This is a genomic window from Bacillus sp. EU63 (assembly GCF_038592915.1).
Classification (GTDB): domain Bacteria; phylum Bacillota; class Bacilli; order Bacillales; family Bacillaceae; genus Bacillus; species Bacillus velezensis.
Genome location: NZ_CP151944.1, coordinates 3,302,412 through 3,319,166, shown reverse-complemented (window position 1 = coordinate 3,319,166; position 16,755 = coordinate 3,302,412). Strand labels below are relative to the sequence as shown.

Below are 16,755 nucleotides of genomic sequence, written 5' to 3'. Positions count from 1 at the left end.
CGGTGGCAAACATTTTAGCAATTGATGATGAAAAAGATATTCTCGTTCTGATCAGAAACATTTTACAGCGTGATCAGCATACAGTAACGATTCTGGAAAAAGCGGAGGATCAGTCATTGGATTTTTTTCAAGGCTATGATTTGATTCTTCTCGATGTCATGATGCCCGGAACGGACGGGATTGAACTCTGCCGGCGGATTCGGCCGCTGGTGGACAGCCCGATCCTGTTTTTAACGGCAAAGTCTGACGAAGAATCCATTGTGAAAGGCCTCATGACAGGCGCTGATGATTACATCACAAAGCCGTTCGGCGTACAGGAATTGATGGCAAGGGTAAACGCGCATGTCAGAAGGGAACGGCGGGAAAAGCATCAGACGAAACGGCTGATATCAGGCTTCATGTTTGATTTTGACAATAAAGAAGTGTGGATGGATGACCGGAAACTGCCTCTTACGAAAAACGAATATAAAATCGTTGAATTTCTGGCACAGCATAAAAACAGAACATTCTCACGGGAGCAGATTTACGAGGAAGTGTACGGCTTGGACGGCGATGCGCTCTATTCAACCATTACGGAGTTTATCAGAACCATCCGTAAAAAATGTAAAGAACACGGGGCTGATCCGATCAAAACGGTGTGGGGTGTCGGATACAAATGGGAATAGCAAAAGGAAAATCCAGCATCCGCAAAGAGCTTGTCAAATTTACGATCACACTGTGTCTGAGCACGATGGGGGTGGCGGCATTATGTGTCGCCTTAAATGCCATTGCCATGAATGCCGGAGCGATCCTGCCCGCAAATTACAGCGAGCATGAGGCGGAACAGATCAAGCCCCGCCTGAAATCGGCGGAAAAGATAACAGAAGACATGATCCCCGATGGTATGACATACGCCGTTTTTGATAAAAAAACAAAGCGGATGACGAAAGGAACGATGACGGAAAAAGACGCGGCCAACGCCAGAAAAAAGATTCAGCATCAGCCGTATTTTAATTATGCTCAAAAAGGATTCATGGTGATAAATCGGAAAGATGAATACGGCGTTCTCCAATATTCACTCAGGTCGGAATTTCAGTCGCCGCTGTTAAGGCGCTATCTGCCGAATTATGAATGGACGGGTCTTACGATTCTGATCACTTTGCTTCTTTTGACCGTTTTTATCGTGACGACGCGTTTCGCCAATCAGCTGAGACGGCATTTCAGCACACTCAGCTCCATTACGGCAAGCATTCAAAAACAGAATTTAAATATCAATCCAAAAAGGTCGCGTATAAAAGAATTTGACGATGTCATTGACTCTCTGCTGAAAATGAAAGACGCGCTTCAAGCATCTCTGGCGGCGCAGTGGGAGGCGGAGCGGATAAAGAAAGAACAGATCGGCGCGCTTGCGCATGATATTAAAATTCCGGCAACGATCATTAAAGGAAATGCCGAGCTGCTTCAGTTAACAGAGCCTGATGAGGAGCAGGCGGAATATGCGCAGTATATTCTGGATGCCGGAAACAAAATCGAGCATTATGTCGGACAGCTGATCCAGCTTTCCAAAGCGGAGGAGGCAGTTGCCGTTCATGTGGAATATACTGACCTCAAAGAGTGGATTCAAAACATATATCGTGACGCGGCGGCGCTTGCGGGGCCGAAGCAGATTGATCTCGTCCTCAGCGAACGGGGAATTGACCGAATAGAAGCGCCGATCGATCATGAGCTGCTCCACAGGGCGGTCATGAATATCGCGGCAAATGCCGTCGACTATACGCCGGAAGGAGGGGAAATCCGTGTGGACGTCCTGTGCACCGATTCCGCCCTCCATCTTGCCGTATCCGACAGCGGAAGCGGGTTCTCGCCGGAAGCGCTGAAAAGAGCGACACAGCTTTTTTACACGGAGGATAAAAGCAGACATTCGGCGGGACATCACGGCATGGGGCTTACATTCGCCCATCATGTCGTACATCTTCACCACGGCGAATTAATACTTGAAAATCAGGAGTCTGGAGGAGCCCGGGCGGAGATTCGAATTCCGCTGGAAGGCGTCAGACAAAAACAAGCCCTGCACGTATGAGGGCTTGTTTTTCTGTTTCCATGTTTCTTTGAGAAAGGCAAAAATAAAAACGGCTGCCCGTTTGAGAGATCAGCCGCTTATGCGGAAAAGAGTTTATCAGGAAGGATCAATCCATTGTGAAGACCACTTGGAAATTTCCTCTAAAATAGGGGCTAATGCGCAGCCTTTTTCCGTTAAAGAATACTCAATGCGGACAGGCGTTTCGGGGATAACATCCCGTTTGATGACACCTTCTGTTTCAAGTTCTTTCAGACGTTCTGACAAGACTCTTCCGCTTAAATTCGGAAGCGCCGCTTCAATTTCGCTAAATCGCTGCTGTCCGTTCAATAACTGAAAGACGATTAGAGCCACCCAGCGTTTACTTAGGATGTCGACCGCTTTTTCGAATCTGGGGCACATTTCTGATTGGTTCATGCTTTTTCACCTCGTCTTCTGCTATTATACCGCAAAATCGGAGGGAACGTATGTCTGGCGCTCGTTAAGTTGGGAGGGAATCAAAAAGAGGATGAGGAATCCGGGGAGCGCTTTTTCGCTTCAGCCGCAATAAAATCAAAGTACTTGCTGACGCTTTCAATATCTTCTTTTGTGAAGTGCTGCCACTTTTTGCTGTCAAACAGCGGCAGATGCTCCGCGCCTCTGTCAACGGCGGTCTGATAGATGGCGCAGATGGATTGATAGCTTTCGGAGGTTTCACGGATTTCCTCCTGAAATGCCTTGATGTGTCCGGCCCGCGCCATTAACTCCTCGTACGGAATTTTTAATGTGTCCGCCAATTTTCTGATGGTCGCGGGTTTAGGAATGCCGCGGTGCCCGTTTTCAATTCTGGAAATGGTCGCCGAGCTGACGCCGGAATAGACGGCAAGCTGATTGACGGTAAGCTTCCGGGCGCGGCGCAGCTCTCTTAATTGCTTTCCGAATGTGTTCAATAAGATCGCCTCACATGTGCAAAGTCATGAGTCTTCATTTGTTCTTTTTTTGGCTTCCGCCGATAAGAACGCAAAGTATTTATCAAGCAGAACCAAGTCTTCTTTCGACAGGTGCCGCCAGTTCTCCCGCTCCAAAAGGGATAAATCATGCAGCTCATACGTTTCGGCTTTTTCCAGCAAGGTGCAGCCCGTGTCGTACGGGGCTCTCGTTTCCTGGACGGTCTCTATGTATCCCGCCGTCTGCATCAGTTCCTCATACGGGATTTTTAACGCATCTGCGAGCTTTTTAATGGTTGCAGGTTTCGGCACCCCGCGTTTGCCGTTTTCAATCCGCGAGATTCCCGCGGCGCTGACGCCTGAATACGTTGCCAGCTGGTTCACTGTCAGATGCCTTTTTTCCCGCAATGTCCGCAATTGTTTCCCGAAGCTTTCCACAGTCTCTCCCCCTCCCGCGGTCTATTTATATTCTAGTATGTTTATTGACTAAAGGGAATAGCCAGGCTGGAAAAGTATTGACAAAAGTTAACAAAAGCCGTATCTTATGTATAAGAAAGAAAGTATTTGACAGAACGGAAGGTGAAGAAAGTGGTCGAAAAGATACAGATCAGAAGAGATTATGTGCTGCAGTATATGGTCAATAATGACTACTCGTTAAACCAGCTCGCCCTGGAGATCGGAATATCTCCCGCCACACTGAGCCGTGTACTGAATGGAGAGCGGAGGCCGGGACAGCTGGTCATCGGAAAAATGCTCTATTACTTTGACATGAAATTTGAAGATCTTTTTTACTACGACTTTGTTGACAAAAGTCAATGATGATGGAAGATTCAAACGCATTTCCGTTTTTCTGACATGATGTATACCGATACGGCGTGACATGCCTTTGCTTTTCATGTAAAATAGAAGCAATGTAGGCCAGTCAGTCTGGAGGTGTATGGAATGCACACATTATTGATTACCTTATTGGTTATCGTCAGTATTGCACTTATTATTGTCGTATTGCTTCAAACCAGCAAAAGCGCCGGTTTATCGGGTGCAATTTCAGGCGGGGCGGAGCAGCTTTTCGGAAAACAGAAAGCAAGGGGCCTTGATCTGATTCTTCACCGCACAACCGTTGTGCTGGCAGTCTTGTTTTTCGTGTTGACGATTTCGCTGGCGTATATCGTATAAGGCAATGTTTGTATAAGGTCTGATTTAATATCAGGCCTTTTTCTTGTTGAGAGACGGCGTTTGTTTCTCGCAAAACTGTGGAAAACTAAATTGAATGTGCAAAAAAGGGGTTATGAGCATGAAAATTGTGACACCAAAACCATTTACATTTAAAGGCGGAGACAAAGCGGTGCTTCTGCTGCACGGATTTACGGGAAATACGGCAGACGTCAGAATGCTCGGCCGCTACTTGAATGAGCGCGGCTACACTTGTCACGCGCCTCAATATAAAGGGCACGGCGTTCCGCCGGAAGAGCTGGTACATACGGGGCCTGAAGATTGGTGGAAAGACGTCATGGACGGTTATGAATATTTACGGTCTGAAGGCTATGAAAACATTGCGGCCTGCGGACTGTCGCTGGGCGGGGTTTTTTCATTGAAATTGGGTTACACTGTACCCATAAAGGGAATTGTTCCTATGTGTGCGCCGATGCACATTAAAAGTGAAGAGGTTATGTACGAAGGAGTTCTTTCCTACGCGCGCAATTATAAAAAATTCGAAGGAAAACAGCCGGAGCAGATTGAAAAGGAAATGAAGGAGTTTGAAAAAACACCGATGAATACGCTCAAATCGCTTCAAGAGCTGATTGCCGATGTGCGCAAAAACGTCGACATGATCTATTCCCCGACATTTGTGGTTCAGGCACGGCATGACCATATGATCAATACAGAAAGTGCGAACATCATTTACAACGAGGTGGAAACGGACGACAAACAGCTGAAATGGTATGAAGAATCAGGCCATGTCATTACGCTCGATAAAGAACGGGACCTCGTTCATCAGGATGTGTACGAATTTTTAGAGAAACTCGATTGGTAACAAACAGGAGGTCGAATAATGGAAAAAGAAGCGTTTATGGACCGTCTTCTCGCGTTTATGAAGGAAGAGGCGTACAAGCCCCTTACCGTTCAGGAACTCGAGGAGATGCTGAACATCAAGGAAGCCGATGAATTTAAAGAGCTGGTAAAAGCGCTGGTGGCGCTCGAGGAGACGGGACAGATCGTCCGCACCAGAAGCAACCGCTACGGGCTTCCGGAAAAAATGAATTTAGTAAAAGGAAAAATTTCCGCGCATGCGAAGGGCTTCGCGTTTCTGCTGCCGGAGGATACCTCTTTAAGCGACGTGTTTATTCCGCCGAACGAGCTGAATACGGCCATGAACGGCGATATCGTCATGGTGCGGCTCAATTCCCAGTCAAGCGGATCGAGACAGGAAGGCACGGTCATCCGCATCCTGGAAAGAAGCATCGACCGCGTCGTGGGCACATACACAGAAACGAAAAGCTTCGGCTTTGTCATCCCGGATGATAAGAAAATCACGAGTGATATTTTTATTCCGAAACATGCCAATAATGGCGCTGCGGAAGGCCATAAAGTCGTCGTCAAACTGACAAGCTATCCTGAAGGCAGAATGAACGCCGAAGGAGAAATCGTTGAAATACTCGGCCATAAAAATGATCCGGGCATCGATATTTTATCAATTATCCATAAGCACGGCCTGCCGGGGGACTTTCCGGCTGAAGCGATGGAGCAGGCAACAAGCACGCCGGATACCATCGATGAAAAAGACATCAAAAACCGCCGTGATCTCCGCGATCAGGTCATTGTCACCATTGACGGCGCGGATGCGAAGGATCTGGATGACGCCGTCACCGTGACAAAGCTTGATAACGGCAGCTACAAGCTCGGCGTCCATATTGCCGACGTCAGCCATTACGTCACGGAGAATTCCCCGATTGATAAAGAAGCGCTGGAAAGAGGGACAAGCGTATACTTGGTTGACCGGGTCATTCCGATGATTCCTCACAGACTGTCTAACGGAATCTGTTCTTTAAATCCGAAGGTCGACCGGCTGACGCTTTCCTGCGAAATGACAATCAACCAGCAGGGGCAGGTAACAGAGCACGAGATCTTCCAAAGCGTCATTAAAACGACGGAAAGAATGACCTATTCAGATGTCAACCGGATTCTCACAGAAGACGACGCCGAGCTGAAAGAAAGATATGAGCCGCTCGTCCCGATGTTTAAAGACATGGAACGTCTGGCGGAAATTCTCCGGGCGAAACGGATGGACCGCGGCGCCGTGGATTTTGATTTCAAAGAGGCGAAGGTGCTCGTCGATGAGGAAGGCGCCGTAAAAGACGTCGTCATCAGAGAGCGCTCAGTAGCGGAAAAGCTGATTGAAGAATTCATGCTTGTCGCAAACGAAACGGTGGCCGAGCACTTCCATTGGATGAACGTGCCGTTTATTTACCGGATTCACGAAGAGCCGAACGCCGAAAAACTGCAAAAGTTCCTGGAGTTCGTGACGACATTCGGTTATATCGTCAAAGGAAAAGCCGGAGACATTCACCCCCGCGCGCTGCAAAGCATTCTTGACGAAGTACGGGACCGTCCGGAAGAAACGGTGATTTCAACCGTCATGCTCCGTTCCATGAAGCAGGCGAAATACGACCCGCAAAGCCTGGGCCATTTCGGGCTGGCGACTGAGTTTTATACACACTTCACATCGCCGATCCGCCGTTATCCTGACTTAATCGTTCACAGGCTGATCAGAACGTATTTGATCAACGGACAATCGGACGAAGCGACTCAAGAAAAGTGGGCCGAACGCCTTCCGGAAATCGCTGATCATACGTCAACGATGGAACGTCGCGCCGTTGACGCCGAGCGGGAAACGGACGATCTGAAAAAAGCGGAATATATGCTTGATAAAATCGGCGAGGAATTTGACGGCATGATCAGTTCCGTCACGAATTTCGGAATGTTTGTCGAGCTGCCGAATACGATTGAAGGTCTTGTGCACGTCAGCTTTATGACGGATGATTATTACCGTTTTGACGAGCAGCATTTCGCCATGATCGGTGAACGCACGGGCAACGTTTACCGCATCGGAGACGAAATCACGGTCAAAGTCGTCGACGTCAATAAAGATGAGAGAAACATCGACTTTGAAATTGTCGGCATGAAAGGCACCCGCCGTCCGAGAGAAACGACAAGCGACCGCAGAAAACGCGGCAGACCGGCGCGGAAACGCGTGTTAAACAGCAATACCCCGGCTTCACCGCCGAAATCGGAGGAAAAAGGGGAATGGTTTACAAAACCGAAGAAGAAAAAGAAAAAACGCGGTTTCCAAAACGCGCCGAAACAAAAACGCAAAAAGAAGAAGTAAATGCGAAAAGCAAATGGGGCAAAATGCTCTGTTTGCTTTCTTTCGCAAGCCGCATTTTCATTGTCGCGGAACGCTCCATTTGCTAAAATAAAGCGTATCGCACACATGAACGGTTTTTGCGGAGAGAGGAGGATAAGGCATGCCAAAAGGATCAGGCAAAGTATTATCGCAAAACAAAAAAGCAAACCATGATTACTTTATAGAAGAAACCTATGAAACAGGCATCGTGCTGCAGGGAACGGAGATTAAGTCCATCCGCGCCGGCCGCGTAAACATGAAGGATTCCTTTGCGAAAATCGAGCGCGGCGAAGTGTTCCTCCACAACATGCACATCAGCCCGTACGAGCAGGGAAACCGCTATAACCACGACCCGCTCCGGACGAGAAAGCTTTTGATGCACCGGAAAGAAATCAATAAGCTGATCGGCCTGACGAAAGAGAAAGGCTATTCCCTCGTGCCGCTGAAGCTGTATTTGAAAAACGGCTTCGCCAAAGTGTTAATCGGCCTCGGAAAAGGGAAGAAAACATACGATAAACGCGAAGATTTAAAACGAAAAGACGCCAAAAGAGAAATCGAAAGAGCGTTCAGAGACAGACAAAAAGGCTTCTGATGCATGAGCCTTGATGTGATAACTGCCGTATGCTATACTGTTCACACATCAGATTCACAGGCTGTTTATTGAAGATATTCCCAATTGAATTTGCCTGTGATCATGGTATAATAACAGTACAGCCAGTTGAGCAAGAGCTTGATAGATCTCCCGTATACCCTTAACAAGGGGACGTTACGGATTCGACAGGGATGGATCGAGCTTGAGCTGCGAGCCGAGAGGCGATCTCGTTAACACGCACCTAAATATAACTGGCAAAACTAAAAGTTTTAACCAAAACTTAGCACTAGCTGCCTAATAAACGCAGCGAGCTCTTCCTGACATTGCCTATGTGTCCGTGAAGAGCACATCCAAGTAGGCTACGCTTGCGTTCCCGTCTGAGAACGTAAGAAGAGACTGACAGACTAGCTCTCGGAAGGCCCGCCCGCAGGCACGAAGACGAGTGAAACACGAAATATGCAGGCTACGCTCGTAGACGCTTAAGTAATCGATGTTTCTGGACGTGGGTTCGACTCCCACCGTCTCCATACATAACAGAGGAACCGCAGTGCCGTCACATGACGCACTGCGGTTTTTTCATGCCGAAATCAAGGAGTGAAAGTGAATGGAAATCGTCATCATAGACGGAAAAGATGTTACAAGCACAGAAGCTTTACACCGAATCTTAAAAGATCAATTAGATTTCCCGGACTTTTATGGTGAAAATCTGAATGCCTTATGGGATTGTCTGACAGGCTGGATAGAATATCCGCTGACTTTGGTGTGGAAGAATTTTGAGGCCAGTCAAAAGGCATTGGGTTCGGATGCTGATGATGTATTAAGGATATTAAAAAAGGCTCAGGCAGAATTAGATGGTGAATTTTTCATTCAAATCGATCAGCCGTCAGCCGGGACAACGGACAGGCACTAAAAAGTGCGTACTTCCTCTCATCTATTTTTCTATCCGATAATAGGGACGGACTTCTTTATTCTAATGATGGGTTAATCTATAAAACAACAGACCATTATAAAACATTTCATAAAATAAAATAGTGGAAGGTGTTATTGATGTTAAAAGTCATCATAGACGGAAAAGATGTTACAAGCACAGAAGCTTTACACCGAATCTTAAAAGATCAATTAGATTTCCCGGACTTTTATGGTGAAAATCTGAATGCCTTATGGGATTGTCTGACAGGCTGGATAGAATATCCGCTGACATTGGTGTGGAAGAATTTTGAGGCCAGTCAAAAGGCATTGGGTTCGGATGCTGATGATGTATTAAGGATATTAAAAAAGGCTCAGGCAGAATTAGATGGTGAATTTTTCATTCAAATCGATCAGCCGTCAGCCGGGACAACGGACAGGCACTAAAAAGTGCGTACTTCCCCTCATCCATTTTTCTATCCGATAATAGGGACGGAAGGTTTCAGGCTTTCGATTTCTGTCCATATATAAGAAGAGACTTGCGATAGGGAGGAATGGATGATGGATTTGCAGTTGAAAGGGAAGACGGCGCTTGTGACGGGATCTACGTCAGGCATCGGGAAGGCGATTGCGGCTTCGCTGATTGCAGAAGGTGCGGCCGTGATCATTAACGGCCGCCGTGAAGAAAAGGTGAACGAAACGATCCGGGAACTAGAGAAACAGACGCCGGATGCCCGTCTCTATCCGGCCGCATTTGATTTAGGCACGGCGGAAGGGTGCGGCGCGATTTTTCAGCAGTATCCGGATGTGGATATTCTCGTCAACAATTTAGGAATCTTTGAACCTGCGGAATACTTTGATATTCCTGACGAAGAGTGGCTCCGGTTTTTCGAGGTGAATATCATGAGCGGCGTGAGGCTGACACGCCGGTATGCAAAGCGGATGATTGAACGGAAGGAAGGGCGGGTGATTTTTATCGCGAGTGAAGCGGCCGTCATGCCTTCTCAGGAAATGGCCCATTACAGCGCTACGAAAACGACGCAGCTGTCGCTGTCACGCAGTCTGGCCGAGCTCACGGAAGGGACGAATGTGACGGTGAATACGGTCATGCCCGGCTCCACGAAAACAGAGGGCGTCGAAACAATGCTTGAGTCGCTTTATCCCGGTGAAAACCTGACAGTGGCTGAAGCGGAGAGACGATTTATGAAGGAAAATCGTCCGACGTCGATCATTCAGCGATTGATCCGTCCGGAAGAAATCGCCCACTTTGTCGCCTTTTTAAGCAGCCCGCTGTCGTCTGCCATTAACGGATCTGCATTGCGGATCGACGGCGGCTTGGTGCGGAGCATTATATAAGATGAACGTAAAAAAACCCCCGTAAAGCGGGGGTTTTTTTAATGCGGATCACGCTGAAACCGGCCGATGATCCTGCTGATTAAATCTTTTGTGGCGCAGTCAAAATGCTCTTCTTTTTGGTTTGTCAACAGCCCGACCGGCGGTGAAATTGTTAAGTTATTGATCGGAATGACCTTCGTGCCCTCGATCGGTTCTGAGTGCGCCGTCGCCGTAAAGATTGAGACGCCGATATTTTCCCTGACATAGTATTGATGAGCCATGCTGCTGGTCAGCTCCATTTTTCGATAGCGGCTCCCGATGGCACGCTGCAGGTGCTGTTCAATTTGAATCCGGATCGGGCAATTGGCGGGCGTGAAAATCAGGCATTCATTTTCTAAATCCTCGAGATTGACGCTTGCTTTGTCGGCAAGGGGATGTCTGTCTGACACGATGACATTGAGCGAGTCATGGAAAAACGGATCGAAATAATTTTCCAGAATCAGCTCCGGCTCGCCGCATACGGCAAAATCAATGGCGCCCTCCAGCAGTTTGCGGCTGCATGTATTGGCATCATCCACGCTGACATTGACCGACATGTCAGGATAATCATGTAAGAAACCCCGCAGTACGGCAGGGAAGATCAGGCTTGCCGTCGGTTCGGATATGCCGATCTGAATAAGGCCGGCCTGGCCCTGTCTGATGTCGGCCAAAGTATGGTCAAGCACCTCGTATTGCGCGAGAAGCTGCCCGGCCCGCTCATGAAACAGCCGCCCCGCCCTTGTCAGTTTCAGCTTCTTTCCCCGTTCAAACAGCTGCGCGCCTACATCCTGTTCCAGCTGTTTAATCCGCATTGAAATCGTCGGCTGTGAGTAGTTCAGAATTTCGGCGGCCTTATAAAAGCTGCCTGACTGTACGATGGTATGAAACGTTTTAATGGTGCGTAATTCCAACGAAATCCCCTCCCGGCTGTTCATTAATTTTCTTGAACCTTTCCTTTACTTTTTTTGATTAGTCAAATAAATCAGTTTGTTTTATAGTATAAACAATCAAAGCTTAGTAAACAAATTGGAATTATATATTTTTGCGGGGAGAGTGACCGGAATGAGTGAAGACATATTTCGATTGGCTGAGAAAAAGGATGCGCCGGAGTTTTTAGAGCTGCTGTACAGCGCGTTTCAGCCGATCCGCAATTTGGAGATTGACTGGCCGTCGGCGCGGGCCGACATCGATATGGTAACAGAAAATATTGAAAATCATTCAGCCGTCGTGCTCGAACGGGACGGACGGCTTCTTTCAACAATTACGATCCGTTTTCCGTGGGAGAGTGACACGCCTCCGTCAAAATATCCGTTTGTCTGGTGGTTTGCGACGCTTCCTGAGCTGAAGGGGCAGGGCATCGGCAGCAAACTTTTGACTTATGTAGAGGAACACGTGCTGCGGGATACGCTGAAGGCCCCGGCCATCACGCTCGGCACTTCGGCGCGCAAGCATCCCTGGCTTGTAGATATGTACAGACGGAGGGGGTATGAAGTGTATTTTGAGCAGGAGAAAGACGGAGACATCGGAGTCATGATGAGAAAGGTGCTCATACCGGAGCGGTTTGACGCGTCGCTGTTAGGCACACCGAGCTGGGCGCAATGATAAAAAAACGGATCAGAGCCGGCTGTCTGCTTCTGCTGCTCGGCGTGCTGGCCGGGTGCGGGCAAGGAGAAAGCACAAAAGCGGGGAGCGGCGCGCAGACCGTCATTGTCGGCACGGGAACTGATTTTCCGAACATTGCTTTTATGGATGAAAAAGGCGAGCTGACCGGCTATGACATTGAAGTGATGAAAGCCATTGATAAACAGCTGCCGCAATACAAATTTGTCTTTAAGACGATGGATTTTTCGAATCTGCTCACAAGTCTCGGAAACCGGAAAATTGACGTGATCGCGCACAATATGGCGAAAAATAAGGAACGGGAGAAACGCTTTTTGTATCACAAGATCCCGTATAACTACTCGCCGATGTACATCACGGTGAAGGCGGATAATGACGCGATACACACGCTCCGGGATTTAAAAGGGAAAACCGTCATCGTCGGCGCGACGTCAAACGCGGCGGACTATATGACGGCATACAACAAAACCCACGGCAGCCCGATACATTTGAAATACGCCGGGCAGGGCAGCAATGATACAGCAAACCAAATTGAGACGGGACGCGCTGACGCCACCGTATCCACGCCGTTTGCCGTCGATTTTCAAAATAAGACGCACGCGTTCAAACAAAAAACGGTCGGTGATGTGCTGCTGGATACCGAGGTGTATTTTATGTTCAATAAAAACAGCCAAACCCTGGCGGACGATACGGATCGGGCGATTCAAAAGCTTGAGAAGGACGGCACATTGAAAAGGCTGAGTGAAAAATGGCTCGGCGCGGATTATTCAAAATCAAGTTTCACGAAATAATTGAAGCAGAAAACGGGGCGATCACATGAAAATAAGATTGGCGGTCATGTCATTAACAATTGCCGCAACGGCGGCGTTATCAGCCTGCGGCGCGGGCGGGGAGGCGGCATCAGGCAATCAGAAAAACGTGAACAACATCACGGTCGGCACGGGAACTCAATTTCCGAATATTTGCTTTATTGATGATAAGGGCAAATTGACGGGCTACGACGTTGAGCTGGTGAAAGAGCTTGACAGGCGCCTGCCGGACTATCGTTTCACTTTTAAAACGATGGATTTCTCCAACCTGCTTGTCAGCCTCGGCCAGCATAAAGTCGATATCGTAGCCCATCAAATGGAGAAAAGCGCCGAACGGGAGAAAAAATTTCTGTTCAATCAAGTCGCGTATAACAACTTCCCGCTGAAAATCACGGTGCTTCAAGAAAACGGGAACATTCACGGCATTGATGACTTGAAAGGGAAGCGGGTCATTACGAGTCCGACGTCAAACGGCGCGCTTGTGCTGAAGAAATGGAATGAAGAACACGGCAGTCCGTTTGAAATCGCTTATGCCGGCCAAGGCTCCAACGATGCGGCCAATCAGCTGAAATCCGGCCGCGCCGATGCGACGATTTCAACGCCGTTTGCCGTCGATTTCCAAAACAAAACGAGCGCGATCAAAGAAAAAACAGTCGGCGGGGTGCTGTCAAATGCCAAAGTGTTCTTTATGTTTAACAAAAATGAACAAACGCTGAGCGATGACATTGATAAAGCCCTGCAGGAAATCATTGATGACGGCACGCTTAAAAAGCTGAGTGAAAAGTGGCTCGGCGCGGATTATTCAAAGGAGCAATATTAAGTGAAAAAGAGAGGGATCGGCAATGGAAAAAGCGTTTGATATCAGTATGATCGCGTCCTTTGTGCCGACATTGCTCGGGTATTTGCCCGTCACGCTGTATATATTGGCGGTGTCTTTGCTGTTCGGCTTTCTATTGGGGCTGCTTTTGGCGCTGCCCCGCATCTATCGCATTCCCGTCTTGAATCAGTTTGCGAAGCTGTATATCTCTTTTTTCAGAGGAACGCCTATCATGGTGCAGCTGTTCATTGTATTTTACGGCATTCCGGCGCTCACGGCGCTCGCCGGGATTGATACCTCCAAAATGGACCCTTTGTATGCGGCCATCGCCACGTATGCGCTGAGCAGCGCGGCAAGAGCGGCGGAAATCATCAGGGGAGGTGTGAACAGCGTCGACCGCGGGCAGGCGGAGGCGGCGTTCAGCATCGGGCTGAACGGGGGGCAGACATTCCGGCGCATCATTCTGCCGCAGGCGCTTGTGCAGGCCTTTCCCAACATCGGAAATATGGTGATCGGTTTCTTAAAAGATACATCACTCGCTTTTTCGATCGGGGTGATGGATATGTCGGGCAGAGGACAGACCTTGATTACATCGAGCAATCATTCTTTAGAAGTGTATATCTCGCTTTCTGTTCTGTATTATGCGGCCGCCCTTTTATTTGAACGTGTCTTCAGATGGGCCGAAAAACGAATCAAGAAAGATGAGACGCGCCTTGTGACGGTTTTTGACATGAGCGCGCACGGCTGAAAAGGAGGGAGAACAGTGGAGCTGGACATTCCGTTTATCGGCACTGCGATAAAACAAATGATGAAAACCGTTCCGCTTACATTGGCGATGACGGTCATTCCGATTATTGCCGGATTTTTCATAGCTCTCGGCAATATCACGGTGCGTATATTCCGCATCAAATGGCTGCTGGCCTGCTCATCGTTTTACGTGTCTTTTTTCCGCAGCACCCCGGCGATTCTCCATATTATGCTGATTTATTTAGGGGTTCCGCTGATTGCCGATCAATTCAGCCGCGCGTTTCATCTCGGCTGGTCGGCCAATCAGATTCCGGTCGCCGTGTTTGTCATCATGGCACTGTCATTAACGGCAGGCGCTTATATGACGGAAATTCTCCGATCCGGGATCATGGCCGTCGATACAGGGCAGGCGGAGGCGGCATATTCAATCGGCCTGACGCGGGGACAGATGATTCGGCGCGTGGTTCTGCCGCAGGCGTTCGTGATATCGCTGCCGAACTTCACCAATATAGGCATCGGCTTTTTGCATACCACTTCCATCGCGGCAATTGTTGCAGTGCCTGAAATTACAGGAACGGCGACGATTGCGGCATCCGATAACTATGCGTTTCTGGAAGCATTTATCGGGGCGGCCGTGATTTATTGGGGATTAACGCTGATTCTCGAAGCTGTAAACAGTCTGGCGGAAAAAAGAGCGGCCAGATATCAAGGAGGCGCATTATGATCGAAATCCGAAACATTCAGAAACATTTTGGCAGTCATCACGTGCTAAAGGGGATCAATTTAAGTGTCCGGAAAGGAGAAGTCGTGACCATCATCGGCCCGAGCGGTTCCGGGAAAACCACTTTTCTGCGCTGCCTTAATTTACTTGAGCGGCCGGATGAGGGCGCCATTTCGCTGCACGGTGAAGTCATTAACTGCAAAAAGCCTGCCAAAAAAGACATTCTCAGACTGAGGAAACAGACGGCGATGGTTTTTCAGCAATATCATTTGTTTTCGCATAAAACGGCGATTCAAAATGTCATGGAAGGCCTGACGGTCGCAAGGAAAATGAAAAAAACAGATGCGTACGCCATTGCCGAGCGGGAACTGGCCAAGGTGGGGCTTCAGGATAAATTGCACGCCTATCCGAATCAGCTATCGGGAGGACAGAAGCAGCGGGTCGGAATTGCCCGGGCGCTTGCCATTCATCCTGATGTGATGCTGTTTGACGAACCGACCGCAGCCCTTGATCCGGAGCTTGTCGGCGAGGTGCTCGATGTGATGCTTAACATTGTGCGGACCGGCGCCACCATGATCATTGTCACACATGAAATGGAATTCGCCAGAAGAGTGTCCGACCAAATTGTGTTTATGGATGAAGGAGCAATCGTGGAACAAGGAACGCCTGAGGAAGTCTTTTACAAGACGAAAAAAGAAAGAACGAAGAAGTTCCTCCGCCGCGTGCTGCCTGATTACGGTTATGACATAAAAGAGCGCATAAAGGAGCCTGTCGTATGATTCGTTTAAGCATTTTAGACCAAAGTGTCACCGCGGAAAACCAAACCGCAGAAGAAGCCTTGCGGCAAACGGTGAAATTGGCTCAGGAGGCCGAACAATACGGATATGACCGTTTCTGGGCGGCGGAGCATCATAACAATGAAGAGATAGCAGGATCAGCTCCGGAAATTGTTCTGGGGTATCTTGCCGCAAGCACGAAAAAAATCCGTCTCGCATCCGGCGGGGTGATGCTGCAGCATTACAGTCCTTATAAAGTGGCGGAGCAGTTCCGGGTTCTGTCCGCCCTTGCTCCCGGCCGTGTGGCGCTCGGTGTCGGCAAAGCGCCCGGCGGATTTCAGCTGTCAACCGATGCGCTGCAGCGGGAGCTTATTCAGCCCGCCCGTTTATTTGAAGAAAAGCTTGAGGAGCTGACTCATTTCATCCGAAATGATTTTCCGGACTCGCACCGCTACGCGTCATTGCGGCCGGCGCCGCATACTGAGTATGCGCCTGACATCTTTTTGCTCGGCGGCAGCACGGAAAGCGCGATATCCGCGGCCAAACTCGGCATTTCCTTCGTTTTCGCCTATTTCATAAACGGTGAAGAGGCTGCGTTAGAAAAAGCGCGCCACGCCTTTGACGAGCATCTGCCGAAAGGGTCGAAGGCGGAATTTCACCTTGCGCCGATGGTATTTACCGCGCATACAAAAGCAGAAGCGGAAAAACACGTGGTATCGCGTGAGTCGGTCAAAATCATTCTCGAAGACGGCAAAAAGATGAATGTCGGTTCCCGGGAACAAGCGGCAGCGTTTCTTGAACAAGTCACGCAGCCATATAAGCTGATTACACAAAAGACGGGTGTGATTGCCGGGACAAAAGAAGAGACCGCCGCCGAGCTGCGACGATTATCCGTTCAATACAGCATTACTGATTTTGTGATTTTGTCGCCTATCAAAAACGCTGAGGAAAAACGATTGTCTTACCGGCTGTTAAGCGAAGCGGTGCAGCCGGCCCCACAATTATAGGA

General features: G+C 48.8%; 21 protein-coding genes and 1 other RNA gene. 18 read left to right on the top strand and 4 right to left on the bottom strand.

The features are described 5' to 3' along the window. The first annotated feature begins 2 nt into the window (after nt 1-2). Nucleotides 3-665, top strand: a complete 663-nt coding sequence (locus tag NYE38_RS16645) for a response regulator transcription factor (protein ID WP_003151668.1) — start codon at nt 3-5, stop codon at nt 663-665. Then, nucleotides 656-2,059, top strand: coding sequence for a HAMP domain-containing sensor histidine kinase (locus NYE38_RS16640; RefSeq protein WP_025649293.1), 1,404 nt, complete (start codon nt 656-658; stop codon nt 2,057-2,059). Before NYE38_RS16645 ends, NYE38_RS16640 begins: the two co-directional genes overlap by 10 nt. Nucleotides 2,060-2,155: 96 nt before the next feature. On the opposite strand, the gene NYE38_RS16635 is transcribed toward NYE38_RS16640, so the two are convergent. The 3 genes from NYE38_RS16635 to NYE38_RS16625 all read right to left on the bottom strand — a co-directional run bounded on the left by NYE38_RS16635 (nt 2,156) and on the right by NYE38_RS16625 (nt 3,420). Next, nucleotides 2,156-2,473, bottom strand: a complete 318-nt coding sequence (locus NYE38_RS16635) for a winged helix-turn-helix transcriptional regulator (protein WP_007613812.1) — start codon at nt 2,471-2,473, stop codon at nt 2,156-2,158. Between the two features lie 80 nt (nt 2,474-2,553). Then, on the bottom strand, nt 2,554-2,985 hold the full coding sequence (locus NYE38_RS16630) for a helix-turn-helix transcriptional regulator (RefSeq protein ID WP_003151674.1): 432 nt from the start codon (nt 2,983-2,985) through the stop codon (nt 2,554-2,556). Between the two features lie 24 nt (nt 2,986-3,009). Beyond that, nucleotides 3,010-3,420 carry a helix-turn-helix transcriptional regulator gene (locus NYE38_RS16625; RefSeq protein ID WP_003151677.1) on the bottom strand — a complete coding sequence of 137 codons (411 nt, stop codon included), beginning with the start codon at nt 3,418-3,420 and terminating at the stop codon, nt 3,010-3,012. A gap of 195 nt (nt 3,421-3,615) precedes the next feature. Here NYE38_RS16625 and NYE38_RS16620 point away from each other — a divergent pair, with 195 nt between their 5' ends. The 9 genes from NYE38_RS16620 (at nt 3,616) to NYE38_RS16580 (ending at nt 10,238) form a co-directional block, all read left to right on the top strand. Then, nucleotides 3,616-3,801, top strand: coding sequence for a helix-turn-helix transcriptional regulator (locus tag NYE38_RS16620; RefSeq protein ID WP_087920807.1), 186 nt, complete (start codon nt 3,616-3,618; stop codon nt 3,799-3,801). Between the two features lie 123 nt (nt 3,802-3,924). After that, nucleotides 3,925-4,155 (top strand): preprotein translocase subunit SecG, encoded by a 231-nt coding sequence (gene secG / locus NYE38_RS16615; protein ID WP_003151681.1) that lies wholly within the window; start codon nt 3,925-3,927, stop codon nt 4,153-4,155. Between the two features lie 118 nt (nt 4,156-4,273). Continuing rightward, entirely contained in the window at nt 4,274-5,014 is a 741-nt protein-coding gene (locus NYE38_RS16610) for a carboxylesterase (RefSeq protein ID WP_007409986.1), read from the top strand. An 18-nt stretch (nt 5,015-5,032) separates the two neighbouring features. Further along, nucleotides 5,033-7,366, top strand: a complete 2,334-nt coding sequence (gene rnr, locus NYE38_RS16605) for a ribonuclease R (protein ID WP_326123350.1) — start codon at nt 5,033-5,035, stop codon at nt 7,364-7,366. A 139-nt stretch (nt 7,367-7,505) separates the two neighbouring features. Continuing rightward, nucleotides 7,506-7,976 (top strand): SsrA-binding protein, encoded by a 471-nt coding sequence (gene smpB, locus NYE38_RS16600; RefSeq protein ID WP_003151688.1) that lies wholly within the window; start codon nt 7,506-7,508, stop codon nt 7,974-7,976. 167 nt (nt 7,977-8,143) lie between these two features. After that, nucleotides 8,144-8,506: a transfer-messenger RNA gene (gene ssrA / locus NYE38_RS16595) on the top strand. A 74-nt stretch (nt 8,507-8,580) separates the two neighbouring features. Then, a complete protein-coding gene (locus NYE38_RS16590; protein WP_104842829.1) occupies nt 8,581-8,886 on the top strand; it encodes a barstar family protein in 306 nt (101 codons plus the stop codon). A gap of 137 nt (nt 8,887-9,023) precedes the next feature. Continuing rightward, on the top strand, nt 9,024-9,329 hold the full coding sequence (locus tag NYE38_RS16585) for a barstar family protein (RefSeq protein ID WP_065180486.1): 306 nt from the start codon (nt 9,024-9,026) through the stop codon (nt 9,327-9,329). A gap of 114 nt (nt 9,330-9,443) precedes the next feature. Next, complete coding sequence (locus tag NYE38_RS16580) at nt 9,444-10,238, top strand: SDR family oxidoreductase (protein WP_003151697.1); 795 nt, start codon at nt 9,444-9,446, stop codon at nt 10,236-10,238. 38 nt (nt 10,239-10,276) lie between these two features. Here the strand turns inward: NYE38_RS16580 and NYE38_RS16575 are convergent, their stop codons facing one another. Then, nucleotides 10,277-11,167, bottom strand: a complete 891-nt coding sequence (locus tag NYE38_RS16575; protein ID WP_017418907.1) for a LysR family transcriptional regulator — start codon at nt 11,165-11,167, stop codon at nt 10,277-10,279. A 151-nt stretch (nt 11,168-11,318) separates the two neighbouring features. Between NYE38_RS16575 and NYE38_RS16570 the strand changes: the two genes are divergently transcribed. From NYE38_RS16570 to NYE38_RS16540, 7 genes are read left to right on the top strand one after another with little or no spacing between them, the layout of a single operon-like run. Next, the gene (locus tag NYE38_RS16570; RefSeq protein WP_003151702.1) at nt 11,319-11,858 is read left to right on the top strand and encodes a GNAT family N-acetyltransferase; all 540 of its coding nucleotides are present in this window, start codon (nt 11,319-11,321) and stop codon (nt 11,856-11,858) included. Next, nucleotides 11,855-12,667: an amino acid ABC transporter substrate-binding protein gene (locus NYE38_RS16565; RefSeq protein ID WP_017418908.1), complete on the top strand. Its 813-nt coding sequence runs from the start codon at nt 11,855-11,857 to the stop codon at nt 12,665-12,667. The genes NYE38_RS16570 and NYE38_RS16565 overlap by 4 nt, the downstream gene beginning before the upstream one ends. Nucleotides 12,668-12,692: 25 nt before the next feature. After that, a complete protein-coding gene (locus NYE38_RS16560) occupies nt 12,693-13,505 on the top strand; it encodes an amino acid ABC transporter substrate-binding protein (RefSeq protein WP_326116883.1) in 813 nt (270 codons plus the stop codon). A gap of 22 nt (nt 13,506-13,527) precedes the next feature. Beyond that, on the top strand, nt 13,528-14,250 hold the full coding sequence (locus NYE38_RS16555; protein ID WP_017418910.1) for an amino acid ABC transporter permease: 723 nt from the start codon (nt 13,528-13,530) through the stop codon (nt 14,248-14,250). 15 nt (nt 14,251-14,265) lie between these two features. Further along, the gene (locus NYE38_RS16550; RefSeq protein ID WP_017418911.1) at nt 14,266-14,973 is read left to right on the top strand and encodes an amino acid ABC transporter permease; all 708 of its coding nucleotides are present in this window, start codon (nt 14,266-14,268) and stop codon (nt 14,971-14,973) included. Next, a complete protein-coding gene (locus NYE38_RS16545) occupies nt 14,970-15,749 on the top strand; it encodes an amino acid ABC transporter ATP-binding protein (protein WP_014418886.1) in 780 nt (259 codons plus the stop codon). The genes NYE38_RS16550 and NYE38_RS16545 overlap by 4 nt, the downstream gene beginning before the upstream one ends. Further along, on the top strand, nt 15,746-16,753 hold the full coding sequence (locus tag NYE38_RS16540; RefSeq protein ID WP_017418912.1) for an LLM class flavin-dependent oxidoreductase: 1,008 nt from the start codon (nt 15,746-15,748) through the stop codon (nt 16,751-16,753). Before NYE38_RS16545 ends, NYE38_RS16540 begins: the two co-directional genes overlap by 4 nt. Nucleotides 16,754-16,755: the final 2 nt, after the last annotated feature.

Bases quoted from the DNA above. Each gene is read 5' to 3' on its own strand.
- NYE38_RS16620 (WP_087920807.1), top strand. From the start codon at position 3,616: ATGGTCAATAATGACTACTCGTTAAACCAGCTCGCCCTGGAGATCGGA.
- NYE38_RS16635 (WP_007613812.1), bottom strand. From the start codon at position 2,473: ATGAACCAATCAGAAATGTGCCCCAGATTCGAAAAAGCGGTCGACATC.
- rnr (WP_326123350.1), top strand. From the start codon at position 5,033: ATGGAAAAAGAAGCGTTTATGGACCGTCTTCTCGCGTTTATGAAGGAA.
- NYE38_RS16590 (WP_104842829.1), top strand. From the start codon at position 8,581: ATGGAAATCGTCATCATAGACGGAAAAGATGTTACAAGCACAGAAGCT.
- NYE38_RS16585 (WP_065180486.1), top strand. From the start codon at position 9,024: ATGTTAAAAGTCATCATAGACGGAAAAGATGTTACAAGCACAGAAGCT.
- NYE38_RS16555 (WP_017418910.1), top strand. From the start codon at position 13,528: ATGGAAAAAGCGTTTGATATCAGTATGATCGCGTCCTTTGTGCCGACA.
- NYE38_RS16580 (WP_003151697.1), top strand. From the start codon at position 9,444: ATGGATTTGCAGTTGAAAGGGAAGACGGCGCTTGTGACGGGATCTACG.
- smpB (WP_003151688.1), top strand. From the start codon at position 7,506: ATGCCAAAAGGATCAGGCAAAGTATTATCGCAAAACAAAAAAGCAAAC.
- NYE38_RS16565 (WP_017418908.1), top strand. From the start codon at position 11,855: ATGATAAAAAAACGGATCAGAGCCGGCTGTCTGCTTCTGCTGCTCGGC.
- NYE38_RS16610 (WP_007409986.1), top strand. From the start codon at position 4,274: ATGAAAATTGTGACACCAAAACCATTTACATTTAAAGGCGGAGACAAA.
- secG (WP_003151681.1), top strand. From the start codon at position 3,925: ATGCACACATTATTGATTACCTTATTGGTTATCGTCAGTATTGCACTT.
- NYE38_RS16570 (WP_003151702.1), top strand. From the start codon at position 11,319: ATGAGTGAAGACATATTTCGATTGGCTGAGAAAAAGGATGCGCCGGAG.
- NYE38_RS16560 (WP_326116883.1), top strand. From the start codon at position 12,693: ATGAAAATAAGATTGGCGGTCATGTCATTAACAATTGCCGCAACGGCG.
- NYE38_RS16545 (WP_014418886.1), top strand. From the start codon at position 14,970: ATGATCGAAATCCGAAACATTCAGAAACATTTTGGCAGTCATCACGTG.
- NYE38_RS16640 (WP_025649293.1), top strand. From the start codon at position 656: ATGGGAATAGCAAAAGGAAAATCCAGCATCCGCAAAGAGCTTGTCAAA.
- NYE38_RS16540 (WP_017418912.1), top strand. From the start codon at position 15,746: ATGATTCGTTTAAGCATTTTAGACCAAAGTGTCACCGCGGAAAACCAA.